Genomic DNA, 13,775 nt, shown 5'->3' on the forward strand with positions numbered 1-13,775 from the left:
CAGGCCGACGGCGTCACTGCCCCTCGGTTGTCCCGTTGCTGCCACCGAGCGCGTGGCCACGATTGAGGTCGTTCCCGTGGCGGCCTGCTTCGTAGATCGCCTTCTCGCGGGCGATGCGATCGGTCTCGCCGATCGGTGTGGCGTCGCCGAAAGCGAACGCCGACTCGTGAGGCTGCTCGTGGGGGATGTCGGGGTCGTCGGCATCGGGGCTGTCGACTTCGGGGTCGGGGCTGTCTGAGGGGTCGGGGCTGTCTGACATGCACCAACGATAGGACTGATCCGCTCGTGGCGCGGGGAGACGGCACAGCGACCCGTTACCGTCTAGGAATGCATCGCATCTTCACGACGAGCTTCGCCGACGTCTACCCGCTCTACGTCGCCAAGGTGGAGCGCAAGGGCCGCACCAAAGCCGAACTGGATCAGGTCATCACCTGGCTCACCGGATTCGACGACGCCGCGCTCACCCGTCACATCGAGGACGGCACCACCTTCGAGGAATTCTTCGACGACGCGCAGCTCAACCCGCGGGCAGAACTCATCACTGGCGTCGTCTGCGGTAAACGTGTCGAGGAGATCGACGACCCGCTCATGCGCAAGATCCGCTACCTCGACAAGCTGGTCGACGAACTCGCCAGGGGCAAGGCCATCGAGAAAGTACTGCGATAGGTCCAGCGTCGTCCCCGATGCTGGACCCACCGCAGCTCAGGCCGGTGCGTCCTGTCCGCGGCTGGAGAACTTGCCGTCGGTGACGTCGTCCCACTTGTCGAACAAGCTCGTCACCTTGGGGTCGCCGAGAGCCTTGATCTCGTCGCACAGATCTTTCGGCGCCGACGGGTTGGTGACGATGAACGGGTGCAGCCCGGGGTCGTGCTCGGCCAGGATGCGGAGCGTCTGCGGACTCGTGTTCGGGTCCGCGGCGGCGAGAGCGTCGCGTGGGTCGAATGCTGCCCCGCGCGGTGCGTCGGACCCCGATATCCCGACGTTGTCGCCCGCGACGTCGATTTCACCGGTGTTGTGGTAGTCGACGGGATCGGGAGATGTGCTGCGCCAGTTGAAGACCAGATTCAGCACGATGGCGCAGATGGCTCCCGCTGAGATTCCCGAGTGGAAGATGGTTTGGAACCAGTCGGGGAACTTGGCGTAGAGGTCGAGCGCAACGGGGACCTTGTCGTCGTTGGTGTACGACAGGCTCGCCTCGGTGAGCATTGCGACGCCGATGGAGATCGCGACGACCAGGATGTTGGAGTTGTTGAACTTCACCTTGGTCAAGGTTCGCACGCCACTGGCGGCGACCATGCCGAACAGCGCCACACCCGCACCGCCGAGCACGGGTTGGGGAATGCCCTCGATGATCGCGGCCATCTTGGGAACCAGACCCAAGATCACCAGGATGATGCCCGCGCACGTGGCAACGTGGCGCGACTTGACGTTGGTGATCGCCACCAGCCCGACGTTCTGCGCGAACGCGGTGTACGGGAACGTGTTGAAGATGCCGCCGAGTACGGTGCCCGCACCGTCAGCGCGCATGCCGTCGGCCAGACGCTGCGGGGTGATCTTCTCGTCGACTATCTCTCCGACGGCCACGATGTCGCCGGTCGTCTCGGTCATGATGACCAACGCGACGATGATCATCGCGATGATCGAGCTGACGTCGAAGCTGGGGAAGCCGAAGTAGAACGGCTCGGGCACTGCGAACCACGAACTCGAGCCGACGTGGCTCCAGTCGGTCATCCCGAACGGAATCGAGATGAGTGTTCCCGCGACGAGGCCGAGGAGGATCGAGACGCGTTTGACGGCGGGTGGCCCGAATCGTTCGAGCAGGATGATGATCAGCAGCGTCAGGAAGCCGAACGCGATGGACTTGGGAGCACCGAAGTCCTCACCCTTCGCCGTGCCGCCGCCGAACCAACCCGCGGCGACGCTCATCAGCGAGATGCCGATGATCAAAATGATGGTGCCGGTCACGAGTGGTGGGAAGAATCTGATGAGCCTTCCGACTATGGGCGCCACGAGCATCATGAACAGGCCGCACGCGATGACCGAGCCGTAGATCGCGGTGATGCCGTGGTTGAGGCCGATGGTGATCATCGGGCCTACAGCGGCGAACGTCACGCCCTGCATCAATGGCAGACGCACACCGAAGCGCCAGAATCCCACCGCCTGCACGATCGTGGCGATACCTGCGACGAAGAGGTCGGCGGTGATCAGGTGCACGATCTCGTCCGAGCGCATCTGCCCTGCGCCGACCATCGCGCCGCCGACGATCAGCGGAACGGCCACCGCGCCCGCGTACATCGCCATCACATGCTGAAGCCCTAATGGGAACAGCCGCGCCAGCGGTGGGATGTCGTCGACCGCGCGGGCGGCCTTTCTGCCATGTTTGATCGTGTCTAGAACATTCACGGATCATTGTTCTACTTTTCGGACGTTTCGGGCATGACGCTTTCGTGTGACGTCCCTGTTTCCGCCAGAATATATTGCGTGGACAAGCGCACTCCCCGACACAGTTTCGGGCTCCTGGTGTTTCGACGCATCGACGTTGCCGCGTCAATCGAAGCCGGTGAAGCCGGCTCTTTCGACGGAGTCGAGGTACTCATCGCGCACCCGGGTGGTCCGCTGTGGGCGCGTAAGGATGAGGGTGCGTGGTCGGTGCCCAAGGGGCTGCCGGAGCCCGACGAGTCGCCGCTCGACACGGCCCGGCGCGAGTTCGAGGAGGAGACCGGGCACGCTGCGCCTGCAGGCGAGGTCATCGAGCTCGGCGACGTGCGCCAGAAGAGCGGCAAGGTCGTCACCGCCTTCGCCGTCGAGGGAGACCTCGACGTGTCGACAATCGTCAGCAACACCTTTGAGATGGTGTGGCCGCCGCGGTCGGGGCGTATGCAGACCTTCCCAGAAGTCGATCGGGCGCAGTGGTGTGGCCTCGACGAGGCGCGCGTGAAACTGAACCCCGCGCAGGCCGAGTTCGTCGCCCGACTCGAGGCGGCACTGGGCGACCAGTGAACGACATCTGTGACAACCATTGTCGATAAGGGTGTGGTGTCACTACGGTGGGATGCATGACAGATCATGCTGCGGGTTCCAGGTTGGTCGGCTTGTTCAATTCGATCGGCACCGATTTCGACGCCTTGCGCCCGAGTCTGTGGGGGCCTGCCGGTCAGGCTCTCGTCGATGAACTCGACATCCAGTCGGGGGAGCGGATTCTCGACATCTGTTCGGGTACCGGTGCGAGTGCATTGCCCGCTGCTCGAGCTACCGGACCGGCGGGAACCGTCGTCGCAGTCGACTTCGCGGCCGAGCTCCTCGACATCGCGAGTACCAATGCCGCCGACGAAGGTCTGCAAATCGACTGCGTCGTCGCCGACGTCACGGGATTGAAGGCCGGAACACCGCCCTGCGCAACACCTTTCGACGTGGTGGCCTGTTCGTTCGGAGTCTTTTTCCTTCCGAATATGAACGACGCCGTGCGCAACGTGTTGAGTCTGCTGCGTCCGGGAGGGCGCATGGGCGCATCGATCTGGCACGCCGACAGTCTTCGCGAGTTCAGCGAGATCTACGGCGCATCGGTTGCGGAGGTGGCAGGCGAAACCGCACATCAGGGGCCGCGGAGCGGAAGTCGGATGCCGATCAGTGATATCGACACCGAAGAGTCTGTCTCGCAATGGTTCACGACGTTGGGCGCACAGAAGGTCGACACGTCGGTGTACCGATTGCGCATCGAGTGCACGCCGGACTTCGCCTGGAAGTTGGTCGTGGGCACGGGAATGCGCGGTGCACTCGCGCCACTCGACGACGACCAGATCGCACAGGTGCGGCAGGTGTTGCTCCAACGGCTGGCATCCGAGGGGCTTGCAGAGATCAACTGCGACACACTCATCGCGGTGGCGACGGTCTGAGGTCGCCACCGCGATGAGTGGTGTTGCAGGCGGTGCCTGATCTAGGTGACGGTGATCCCGCCGTCGACGGCGATCGTCTGGCCGGTGACGTAGCCGCCTGCTGCCGAGCTCAGCCAGATCGCGGTGGCTGCGAGTTCCGAGGGATCTCCCATGCGTCCCAACAGGACTCGCGGCATCTGCGACTCGATGTAACCGGGTGCGTAGGTGTCGGTCATCTCGCTCTCGAAGAATCCGGGTGCAATCGCGTTGACGCGGATACCCTTTCGAGATCCCCACTGTTGGGCAAGATCGCGGGTAAGGCCGACGATGGCAGCCTTGCTGGCCGCGTAGGCAGCCTGGGGGAGACCTGCGGTGGTCAGGCCCAGGATGCTGGAGATGTTGACGATAGCGCTGCCCGGCTGCATGACTCGGCCGGCGGCCTGTGCCATCCAGTATGAGCCGTTGAGGTTGACGTCGATGACCGAACGGAACTGTTCCGGCGTCTCACGCGTGGCCGGCACCGCGGTGCCGATGCCCGCGTTGTTGATGAGGATGTCAACGCGGCCGAAAGTTTCGACGGCGCTGTCGATCACACGCTGGCAGTCCGCGGGGTCGGAGACGTCTGCGGCGACGGTCAGGGCCTTGCGTCCGAGCGCCTCTACTTGTGCGGCGGTCTCGGTCAGCCGGTCGGCGCGTCGGGCGGCAAGTACGACGTCGGCACCCGCCTCCGCGAAAGCCGTGGCGAAGCGGACACCGAGTCCCGACGACGCGCCGGTGACGACGACGACCTTGTCGGTGACGTTGAACAGATCGAGTACTGACATGAAGTCTCTCCTGGGTCGATCGTGCGGGGATGTGTTGTGGGTCAGAAAATCTCGGGACGCGCGTCGAGCGTCGTGCGGTCGAGCGCCGCGAGGAGGTCGAACTGTGCGTCGACCTTCGGTAGTTCGTAGGTGAAGAAGTACTGCGCTGCGACGCGTTTGCCGTCGTAGAAATCTCCGGCCTTGTCTGCGACGGCGAGCAGTTGCTCGAGCCACATCCAGGCGATGACGATGTGTCCGGTGGCTTCGAGGTACGCGGTGGCATTGGCCAGCGAGACCGCTACGTCGCCTGCGGACCACACCTGCATGGTCACGGTGACGAGTCGTTCGACGCGCCTGCGTAATTCGTCGGCCAGCGCTGCGGTGGCGGGGTTCGAGGCCGCGCGGTCGATGGTCTGGGTGATCGTGTTCGCGAGCAGTTCCAGGCCCGCGCCGCCGTTCATGACGACCTTGCGGCCGAGTAGATCGAGTCCGTGGATGCCGTGCGCGCCCTCGTGGATGGGGTTGAGACGGTTGTCGCGGTAGAACTGCTCGACGGGGAACTCGCGGGTGTAACCGTAGCCGCCGTGAATCTGGATGGCGAGATCGTTTGCGGTCAAACACCATTGGGATGGCCACGACTTGGAGATCGGCGTGAGTACATCGAGCAGCAGACCCGCTCGGGCTGCCTCGTTTGCCTCTCCGGTCTGCTGGAGATCGACGAGCTTGCCGGAGTACAGGCCGAGCGCGAGTGCTCCTTCGACATAGGCCTTCTGCGCCAACAACATTCGTTTGACGTCAGCGTGCTCGATGATCGGTACGGGCTTGGAGGTCGGGTCCTTCTGGTCGATCGGCCGTCCCTGGGTGCGGACCTTGGCGTACTCGAGGGAGGCGAGGTAGCCTGCGTAACCCAGTGATGTTGCGAGGAATCCGACGCCGATGCGCGCCTCGTTCATCATGTGGAACATGTACTGGAGGCCCTTGTGCTCCTCGCCGACCAGGTAGCCGACCGCGCCGGAGTGAGCGGGCGAGTTTTGTTCAGTGTCGGAGTTTTGTTCAGTGTCGTAGGTGCCGTCGCCGAAGTTGAGGAGGCAGTTGGTGGTCGCGCGCTGGCCCATCTTGTGGTTGAGGCCGACGAGTGCGACGTCGTTGCGGGTGCCGTCCGGCAGGTACTTGGGAACGATGAACAGCGAGATGCCCTTGACTCCCGGCTTGCCGCCCGGGGCTTTGGCGAGGACGAGATGCACGATGTTCTCGCCGAGTTCGTGGTCGCCTGCCGAGATCCACATCTTGGTTCCGGTGATGCGGTAGGTGCCGTCGTCTGCTGGCGTCGCCTTGGTCGTGATGTCGGCGAGTGAGGATCCCGCTTGCGGCTCGGACAGGCACATCGTGCCGAAGTAGCGCCCCTCGACCATCGGGCGTACCCAGGTGTCGATCTGCTCTGGTGTGCCGTACTCGGCGATGAGGTTGGCGTTGCCGATCGTGAGGAACGAGTACGACGACATGCCTGCGTTGGCTGCCTGGAACCACGACTGCGCAGCCAGGCTGACGACGGTGGGCAATTGCATCCCGCCGAGCGACTCGTCGAACGAGCCCGCACCCAGGCCGGCCTTGATGAACTCGGCGATGCCCGACTGGATTTCCTCGGGCAAGACGACGGCGCCGTCGTCGCCGACGTAGGGCTCCTTCGTGTCGCCGAGGCGATTGACCGGCGCGAAGCGTTTGGTCGCGAGGTCGGCGGCGAGTTCGAGCACGGCGTCGAACGTGTCGCGTGAGTGTTCGGCGAAGCGTTCGCGCTCGGTCAGTGACTCGACGTCGAGCCACTCGTAGAGCATGAATTCGAGGTCGCGCTTGGAGATCGGTTCGGCCATGACACTTTCCTTGGGCAGCGGATTGCTGACTGCTCGACACGACGATCCGATCACACGATCAGACGTGACGGAATCGTCGTCCTAAGCAGTCGCTCATTTTATGAGCACTCGCTTATACTGCCTGGTGTGCCGGTTGGGGTCAACCATCGGCCGGGAATTCGACGAGCGAAATGGGGTGACGACGACGTGACGACGAGGGAGTCTGCTGCAGCGCAGCGCATCCGCGATGCGGCGATCGTGTCGTTCGCTCAACTCGGCTATGCCGGCACGTCGACCCGTCAGATCGCGGCGTCGTTGAAGATGAGCGCCGCGGCGATGTATCCACACTTTCGGTCGAAAGAGGACCTGCTGTACTCGATCGCCCTCGACGGACACCGCAGCGTCTACGAGGCCCTTCGCGAAGTCGACGACCCGTCGGACCCTTACGCCGTTCGTCTGGAGAACGTCGTGAGCGCCTTCGCGCGGTGGCAGGCCGAGCATCACGAGCTGGCCAAGGTGGTCCAGTACGAACTGGGCGCGCTCACCGCCGATCACTACCGCTCGATCAGCGCGGTTCGACGCAAGACGACCGCGATTCTCGCGACCATCGTCGCCGGAGGGGTGGCCGCCGGCGAGTTCGCGGCCGACGACCCCGACGACGTCGTGCTCGCCATCTCGTCGCTGTGCGTCGACGTGTGCCGCTGGTTCCCCAGCCGTGATCGCCGCGATCCCGGCACTTTGGGCACGGCGTACGCGCGTATGGCATTGCGCATGGTGCTGGCGCGCCAGAGCTGATTCGACGCCCAACCGCACGCTCACCCATTTCCTTCCCGCTTATTGAATTCAATAAGCCGGAAGGAAACGGGTGAGCGGGACTGCACCAGTGCTGAATCAGCTGTGTCAGTTACCTCGCGGACGTGATTCTCAACCGCGCGCGATCCACGTCGTCTTGAGTCCGGTGAACTTCTCGATTGCGTGGACCGACAGGTCCGAACCGAACCCCGACGCGCCGAAGCCGCCGAAAGGCGTTCCCGGAGAGAGGGCGTCGACGGTGTTGATCGAGACGGTTCCGGCGTGCAGACTGTCCGACATCCGTAGTGCGCGGTCGAGATTCGACGTCCATGCCGATGCCGCGAGCCCGTACGGAGTGTCATTGGCCAGGGCGACGGCCTCCTCCTCGGAATCGAACGCGATCACCGACAGCACCGGGCCGAAGATCTCGTCGGTCATCACAGTCGAATCGGCGGGAAGGTCGACGACGACGGTGGGTTCCATGAAGCATCCGACGTCGCCGATTCGGTTGCCGCCAAGTGCTATTCGTCCGTCCACGCGTGCCTGATCGACGAAGCCGAGGACGAGGTCGAGTTGCTTGCGCGTCACCATGGCGCCCGTCGTCGACGCCGGGTCGAGCGGGTCGCCCGGCCGATACGCCGCGGCTTTCTCGACGACCTTGTCGACGAATTCGTCGAGTATCTCGCGCTGCACCAGTAGTCGGCTGTTGGCGGAACAGACCTCGCCCTGATTGCCGAAGATGCCGAAACAGGCCATTTCTGCGGCGGCGTCGAGGTCGGCGCAGTCGGCGAACACCAGGTTGGGACTCTTGCCGCCGCACTCGAGCCAGACCTGCTTCATGTTCGATTCCGCGCTGTACGCCAAGAACTTCTTTCCGACCTCCGTGGAGCCGGTGAATGTCAGGCACTGCACGTCGGGATGGAGCCCGAGCGCGCGACCGGCGTCGGCGCCCAGGCCGGGTACGACGTTGAAGACGCCGGGTGGGATGCCGGCTTCGAGGGCGATCTCGGCCATGCGGAGAGCCGAAAGTGGGCTCTCCTCTGCGGGTTTGAGTACGACGGTGTTGCCCGCGGCCAGGGCGGGGGCAACCTTCCACGCCGCGATGTCGAGCGGGAAATTCCAGGGAACAACGGCGCCGACGACGCCGAGCGGCACTCGGCGAACCATGGCCACGCTGCCGTCTGCGGTCGGGGGCAACTCGCCCGGGATCTTGTCGGCCACCTCGCCGTAGAAGCGGAAAACGGCTGCGGCGCCGGGGACTTCGACCTCGTAGGAATCGCGGATCGCCTTGCCCATCTCCAGCGTCACGAGCGTCGCGAGTTCCTCGGCGTGCTGTTCGATCAAGGTGGCGAAGCGGATGAGTATCGCCCCGCGCTCGCCGGCGGGCAGCTTCGACCAGCGCCCGTCGTCGAAGGCGCGACGCGCAGCGACAACAGCGGCGTCGACGTCCTCGGTGTTGCAGGCGGCGACGGAGGCGAGCACGGTGTCCGTCGCCGGATTCACCACGTCGAAGGTCGTGCCCGACTGCGCGGCAACCCACTGGCCGCCGATGAACGCCTCCGAGCAGAAGGTGAGCTCTCCGGCGCGTGCGGACCAGTCGATGGAGGTGAGGTCGGGTAGATCGGTCATGACTCCATCGTGACCGGGTTTCCGGGTGTGCGATAGATCAGGCGGCGCCGATTTATCTGACTTTCTACATCGGCCTGGTCGATGCAAGGTGTGCTGGGGTGGTTGTGCTCTCCGTCCGCGCCGAGAAGTGGTGGGGCGTCGAAAGTCATCTGTTCTCCAGATGTAAAAGACCGGAAGTTTCTGTTTTCCCGGTGATAGCGGTCACCCCGATACTTGCTGAACAGCCCCGACGCCGTGGCCGCGATTCCATCCGAGTCACTCACCCGTGACTCCCGCACAGACACACCCGCATTGGGCAACACAGCAACAGAGCAGAGGTATCTCCCGATGAACACGTCAACCCAGCCGTCGACGGGCTCAGCTCCGTCGGTGGAGCGCCGCACCATCGACCACATTCCGCACGACGAGCGCCACGGCCGGGCGCGCGACATCTTCACCGTGTGGTTCGGCTCCAACATCATGTTGCTGACGATCATCACCGGCGCTCTGGCGACCACCGTGTTCGGGCTGCCCTTCTGGGCGGGCGCGATCGCGGTGGTCGCGGGCAACCTCGTCGGTGGTGTGGTCATGGCACTGCACGCGGCGCAGGGTCCGCAGATGGGTGTGCCCCAGATGCTCCAGACCCGAGCGCAATTCGGTTCGCTCGGCAGCCTGCTCGTCGTGGTCCTCGTCGTCTTCATGTATCTGGGTTTCTTCGCGTCGAACGCGGTGCTCGGCGGCAAGGCCTTTGCCGAAGTGACCGGGCTGCCGGACAACTGGGCGATCTTCATCATCGGTGCCATCAGCGTCGTCGTGACCATGATCGGCTACAAGCTGATTCATTCGATGGCGGCAGTGCTGTCAGTTGTCGCAGGTCTGGCCCTTCTGCTCGCATTCATCTGGATGATCGGCGTCAACGGGCTGCCGACTGATACTGGCACAGCGACGGATTCACCTGGGCGGGCTTCATGGCGACGTTCTCCGCGGCGGCCCTGTGGCAGATCGCCTATGCGCCCTACGTCTCGGACTACACGCGCTACCTGCCGCGCGACACCGGTGTGAAGACCGCCTTCTGGGCAACGTATGCGGGATGTGTTCTCGGGTCGGTACTTCCGATGCTGCTCGGTGTGCTGATCGGCGCCGCACTGCCCGACTCCGACACCCTCACAGGCATGGGCACGTTGACCCATGGGATCTCGACGGGGCTGTTCCTCGTCTTCGCCGTCGGTATCAGCGTCACCAACGGCATGAACCTCTACTGTGGTGCGCTCTCGACGATCACCGTGGGACAGAACATCTTTCCCCGATGGCGAGCTGAGGCGAAGAGTCGTGCGGTCATCGCGCTCGTGCTGTTCGCCCTCGCGATGTTGCCCGCACTGCTCAGTGCAGACGACTTCCTGGCCAACTACGCCAACTTCTTGGCTCTGCTGCTGTGCGTCCTGATTCCCTGGACCGCGGTCAATCTCGTCGACTACTACCTCCTGCGCCACGGCGAGTACGACATCGAGTCACTCTTCCGTCGCGATGGCGGCGTGTACGGCCGATTCAACTGGATCGCCATCGCGTGCTACGCAATCGGTATCGGAGTGCAGATTCCGTTCCTGTCGACAACACTGTGGACCGGACCGCTGGCGAAAGAGATTGGCGGCGTCGACATCTCGTGGATTGTCGGACTCGCGGTCATCTGCCCCCTCTACTACGTCCTGATGACCACCCGTAAGAGCGAGGCGTTGGCGAGCGCGAACCTGGCGTCAGAGCCGGCGGCATGAGCCAGCCTGACAACCCCGGTGCCCCTGATATACCCAGTGTCACTGACTATCTCGTCGTGGGAGGCGGCACCGCAGGCTGCATCGTGGCGGCCCGCCTCAGTGAGGATCCCGCGGTGACGGTCACGGTCCTCGAGGCCGGTCCGAGTGACGAGCACGAACCCCGCGCCCGCTCGATTCGACGCTGGGCGGAGATGCTCGAGAGCGAGTACGACCAGGATTACCGCAGCGTGCCGCAGGAGCGCGGCAACTCCGGAATCCGTCAGGCGCGCATGCACATCCTCGGAGGTTGCGCGACGGCCAACACGATGATCACGTGGCGACCGCTGCGCGCGGACATGGACGAGTGGGTCGCGCTGGGGGCCGACGGCTGGGACGCCGACACGCTCGGCCGTTGCTTCGACAAGCTCGTCACGCCCATTGCGCCGGTCGCAGAAGCCGACCGCAATCCGTACGTCGCCGACGTCGTCGACGCTGCTCGCTCGGCTCTCGATCTGCGGGCGCGAGCAGGCTGGAACCACGACGCCGACTTCGCCGAGACGGGTGAGGGGTCCGGTTTCTTCGACATCGGGTATACCCCCGAATCCAACCTGCGATCGTCGACGTCGGTGCACTATCTGCACCCCGTACTCGCCGAGCGGCCCAATCTGACTGTGCTGCACCATGAACTGGCCAGTTCGATCATTTTCGACGGCGACCGCGCCGTCGGAGTGCGGACCGTCGCGCGCGACGGTAGCGTGAGCGATCACTTCGCGACGCGCGAAGTGATCGTGTGCGCAGGTGCGATCGCTTCACCCGCCCTGCTGCAGCGCTCGGGGATCGGTCCGAGTGACGTGCTCACCCGGGCGGGAGTGCCGGTGCGCGTCGTCGCACCCGGCGTCGGCGAGAACCTGATGGATCATGCCGAGGGTCTCATCGTCTGGGAGACCGATCGCGACGTGCCGTCGACGTGTGCCACCGGGTGGGATGCGGGTGCTGCGCTGCGTGTCGACGAATCGAGTCCAGCACGTCCAGACGTCCTCATGCACTTCCCGGTCGAGGCCGTCGCTGACCACGCCGTCAGCTACGGCGTCGACATGCCTGAACGGATCATCTCGATCGCGCCGAACGTCGCCAAACCACGCAGCCGTGGCCGAGTCCAGATCGTCGACGACGATCCGTCGACTCCGCCGTCGATCGACTACCGCTACTTCACCGACCCCGACGGCGTGGACGAGGCGATGCTCGTGGCGGGTATTCGTGCCGCACGACGCATCGCCGCGACCGCGCCGATGTCGAAGTGGGTTGTGCGCGAGGTGTTTCCGGGCGAGGCCCTGCAGTCCGACGACGAACTGTCGTCGGCACTGCGGGCCACGCATCAGACGGTCTACCACGTGTCCGGAACCTGCAGGATGGGATCAGACGACGACCCGATGGCCGTGCTGGACCCATCGCTGCGCGTTCGTGGTGTCAGCGGTCTGCGCGTCGTCGATGCCTCGGTCTTCCCCACGCTCACGTCGGTCAATCCTGTCGGCACCATCATGAGTGTTGCCGAACGCGCCGCGGAGATCATCGCTGCTCGACAGTGAGTGACGTGCTCCGGCGCGACCTTCGCGCGGCGAGGTAGCCGGCGACGGCGATGACGGTGAGCACCGCCAGCGTTCCGAGTGTGAACGCCTCGAAGCGGACGCGAGAGACGTTCCAGGTGTCGAGGAACTCGTAGTCGAGGCCGAACAGCTTCTCCAGCGTGCCGGGGAACACGGCTACCCAGACTCCGAGCGCCGCCCAGAACGTCGCGAGTCCCGACGCGATGCCCATGCCGATCGTGCCGCCGGGCACGGCGTAGGGCCGCGGCGTCTCGGAATGGTTGATGCGCAGGCGGAATGCGGCGGGAAAGACGAAGAGGTAGGCGATCAGTGATGTCGAGATGGTGATGGTGAGTACCACCGTGAACGTTGCCGCGCTGTCGCCGCCGGAGAAGATGACGCCGACGATCATGAACGCCAGGGCGATGACTCCGGTGAAGATGCCGACCCGAAGCGGCGACCCTGTCTTGGCGTCGAACTTGGCGAAGTAGGGGAAGAAGCCACCGTCGCCTGCCGCGACAGCCAACGCGCGGTTCGCGGCCATCGCCCAGGTGGCGCCCGTGATCGCGAGCGCGATGATGAACGCGATCACCGCAACCTTCACGAGGATCGACGCTGCCGAGCCGTAGACACCGAAGACGGTGTCGAGGGCTGCCATGAAACCGCCGATGCCGGTGATCTTGTCGCTCGGCAACACCAGCAGGAGAGCCAACACCGGGAGCGCGTAGACCAACAGACCGATGCATCCACTCATCGCGATACCGCGCGGAACGTCGCGCTGCGGATTCTGCATCTCGCCGCCTGCCTGGCTGGGAACCTCGAAGCCGACGAGGGAGAACAGGAGTAGTGGGACGAGTCCGAGGAAGCCGCCGAGCGTGGGCGACCAGGTGACCGAGCCGATTCCGTTGAATCCGTGCTGAATTCCATAGACAACCGTGGTCACGAGGAACACGGCGGCCAGGATCAGCTTGAGGTAGGTACCCAGTTGCAGCACGGCGCGGGCCAGACGCATCGACAGCAGGGTGACTGCGACAGCTGCCACGACGAAGAGCGTTTTGAAGAGAAAATCGCCCGCGGTGCCCGAACCGATCGGATGGATGAACGTGCTCCATGCTTCGGTGCTGATGAAGGCGAGGGACCCACCGATCCACAACGGGTTGATCGACCAGTACATGACCGTGGCGATCGATGCGGGTAGACGTCCGAAGGCGCGCTTGACCCACTCGAACAATCCGCCCTCGTCGGGAAATGCGCTACCGAGCTCTGCGGTGACGAGGCCGTAGGGGACCATCCACAGCAGCGCCAACACGACGAGCCACGTGAAGGTCTCGCCGCCGAACGACGAGATCTCGCCGACCATGTCGAGGCTGATCAGCGCCGACAGGATCATGATCGGAACGTCGAAGCGGCGCAACGAATGTCGGAGGTGCGGGCCTGCTGGTTCGATGTCGGGGTGAGCGGGACCGGGGCCTACTTGTCCCGAATGTGTCCGTCCCGGGTCGGAATGCGAGAGTGTCATGGA

Annotated in this window: 13 protein-coding genes; 7 read left to right on the forward strand and 6 right to left on the reverse strand. The window is 64.4% G+C overall.

The genetic code is table 11. The features are described from left to right. Positions 1-13: 13 nt before the first annotated feature. Positions 14-259, reverse strand: coding sequence for a hypothetical protein (locus ACRVY7_RS14690; protein WP_431817596.1), 246 nt, complete (start codon positions 257-259; stop codon positions 14-16). A 68-nt stretch (positions 260-327) separates the two neighbouring features. Between ACRVY7_RS14690 and ACRVY7_RS14695 the strand changes: the two genes are divergently transcribed. Beyond that, positions 328-666, forward strand: a complete 339-nt coding sequence (locus ACRVY7_RS14695) for a DUF2200 domain-containing protein (RefSeq protein ID WP_049698913.1) — start codon at positions 328-330, stop codon at positions 664-666. A 36-nt stretch (positions 667-702) separates the two neighbouring features. Here ACRVY7_RS14695 and ACRVY7_RS14700 read toward each other — a convergent pair whose 3' ends face one another. Beyond that, positions 703-2,403, reverse strand: coding sequence for a nucleobase:cation symporter-2 family protein (locus tag ACRVY7_RS14700; RefSeq protein ID WP_431817597.1), 1,701 nt, complete (start codon positions 2,401-2,403; stop codon positions 703-705). A gap of 78 nt (positions 2,404-2,481) precedes the next feature. Here ACRVY7_RS14700 and ACRVY7_RS14705 point away from each other — a divergent pair, with 78 nt between their 5' ends. Continuing rightward, positions 2,482-3,000, forward strand: a complete 519-nt coding sequence (locus ACRVY7_RS14705) for an NUDIX hydrolase (protein ID WP_431817598.1) — start codon at positions 2,482-2,484, stop codon at positions 2,998-3,000. Positions 3,001-3,056: 56 nt separating this feature from the next. Further along, the gene (locus tag ACRVY7_RS14710; RefSeq protein ID WP_431817599.1) at positions 3,057-3,893 is read left to right on the forward strand and encodes a class I SAM-dependent methyltransferase; all 837 of its coding nucleotides are present in this window, start codon (positions 3,057-3,059) and stop codon (positions 3,891-3,893) included. 41 nt (positions 3,894-3,934) lie between these two features. Here ACRVY7_RS14710 and ACRVY7_RS14715 read toward each other — a convergent pair whose 3' ends face one another. After that, positions 3,935-4,696 carry an SDR family NAD(P)-dependent oxidoreductase gene (locus ACRVY7_RS14715; RefSeq protein WP_431817600.1) on the reverse strand — a complete coding sequence of 254 codons (762 nt, stop codon included), beginning with the start codon at positions 4,694-4,696 and terminating at the stop codon, positions 3,935-3,937. Positions 4,697-4,737: 41 nt separating this feature from the next. Continuing rightward, a complete protein-coding gene (locus tag ACRVY7_RS14720; protein WP_431817601.1) occupies positions 4,738-6,543 on the reverse strand; it encodes an acyl-CoA dehydrogenase in 1,806 nt (601 codons plus the stop codon). A gap of 186 nt (positions 6,544-6,729) precedes the next feature. Here ACRVY7_RS14720 and ACRVY7_RS14725 point away from each other — a divergent pair, with 186 nt between their 5' ends. Further along, positions 6,730-7,317 (forward strand): TetR/AcrR family transcriptional regulator, encoded by a 588-nt coding sequence (locus tag ACRVY7_RS14725; protein WP_331436135.1) that lies wholly within the window; start codon positions 6,730-6,732, stop codon positions 7,315-7,317. Between the two features lie 129 nt (positions 7,318-7,446). On the opposite strand, the gene ACRVY7_RS14730 is transcribed toward ACRVY7_RS14725, so the two are convergent. Beyond that, positions 7,447-8,943 carry an aldehyde dehydrogenase family protein gene (locus tag ACRVY7_RS14730; protein WP_431817602.1) on the reverse strand — a complete coding sequence of 499 codons (1,497 nt, stop codon included), beginning with the start codon at positions 8,941-8,943 and terminating at the stop codon, positions 7,447-7,449. A 327-nt stretch (positions 8,944-9,270) separates the two neighbouring features. Between ACRVY7_RS14730 and ACRVY7_RS14735 the strand changes: the two genes are divergently transcribed. The 3 genes from ACRVY7_RS14735 to ACRVY7_RS14745 are packed head-to-tail and all read left to right on the forward strand — an operon-like array spanning position 9,271 to position 12,256. Next, a complete protein-coding gene (locus tag ACRVY7_RS14735) occupies positions 9,271-9,984 on the forward strand; it encodes a purine-cytosine permease family protein (RefSeq protein ID WP_431817603.1) in 714 nt (237 codons plus the stop codon). Further along, positions 9,891-10,691 carry a purine-cytosine permease family protein gene (locus ACRVY7_RS14740; protein ID WP_431817604.1) on the forward strand — a complete coding sequence of 267 codons (801 nt, stop codon included), beginning with the start codon at positions 9,891-9,893 and terminating at the stop codon, positions 10,689-10,691. Before ACRVY7_RS14735 ends, ACRVY7_RS14740 begins: the two co-directional genes overlap by 94 nt. Further along, a complete protein-coding gene (locus ACRVY7_RS14745) occupies positions 10,688-12,256 on the forward strand; it encodes a GMC family oxidoreductase (protein WP_431817605.1) in 1,569 nt (522 codons plus the stop codon). Before ACRVY7_RS14740 ends, ACRVY7_RS14745 begins: the two co-directional genes overlap by 4 nt. On the opposite strand, the gene ACRVY7_RS14750 is transcribed toward ACRVY7_RS14745, so the two are convergent. After that, entirely contained in the window at positions 12,237-13,772 is a 1,536-nt protein-coding gene (locus ACRVY7_RS14750) for an APC family permease (RefSeq protein ID WP_431817606.1), read from the reverse strand. The genes ACRVY7_RS14745 and ACRVY7_RS14750 overlap by 20 nt on opposite strands. Positions 13,773-13,775: the final 3 nt, after the last annotated feature.

The organism is Gordonia jacobaea (genome assembly GCF_965344965.1).
In the GTDB taxonomy this organism is placed as follows: domain Bacteria; phylum Actinomycetota; class Actinomycetes; order Mycobacteriales; family Mycobacteriaceae; genus Gordonia; species Gordonia jacobaea.

What these genes read in the sequence shown, in the direction of transcription:
- ACRVY7_RS14690 (WP_431817596.1), bottom strand. Translation starts at nt 259, where the DNA reads ATGTCAGACAGCCCCGACCCCTCAGACAGCCCCGACCCCGAAGTCGAC.
- ACRVY7_RS14695 (WP_049698913.1), top strand. Translation starts at nt 328, where the DNA reads ATGCATCGCATCTTCACGACGAGCTTCGCCGACGTCTACCCGCTCTAC.
- ACRVY7_RS14710 (WP_431817599.1), top strand. Translation starts at nt 3,057, where the DNA reads ATGACAGATCATGCTGCGGGTTCCAGGTTGGTCGGCTTGTTCAATTCG.
- ACRVY7_RS14715 (WP_431817600.1), bottom strand. Translation starts at nt 4,696, where the DNA reads ATGTCAGTACTCGATCTGTTCAACGTCACCGACAAGGTCGTCGTCGTC.
- ACRVY7_RS14720 (WP_431817601.1), bottom strand. Translation starts at nt 6,543, where the DNA reads ATGGCCGAACCGATCTCCAAGCGCGACCTCGAATTCATGCTCTACGAG.
- ACRVY7_RS14730 (WP_431817602.1), bottom strand. Translation starts at nt 8,943, where the DNA reads ATGACCGATCTACCCGACCTCACCTCCATCGACTGGTCCGCACGCGCC.
- ACRVY7_RS14735 (WP_431817603.1), top strand. Translation starts at nt 9,271, where the DNA reads ATGAACACGTCAACCCAGCCGTCGACGGGCTCAGCTCCGTCGGTGGAG.
- ACRVY7_RS14740 (WP_431817604.1), top strand. Translation starts at nt 9,891, where the DNA reads ATGGCGACGTTCTCCGCGGCGGCCCTGTGGCAGATCGCCTATGCGCCC.
- ACRVY7_RS14745 (WP_431817605.1), top strand. Translation starts at nt 10,688, where the DNA reads ATGAGCCAGCCTGACAACCCCGGTGCCCCTGATATACCCAGTGTCACT.
- ACRVY7_RS14750 (WP_431817606.1), bottom strand. Translation starts at nt 13,772, where the DNA reads ATGACACTCTCGCATTCCGACCCGGGACGGACACATTCGGGACAAGTA.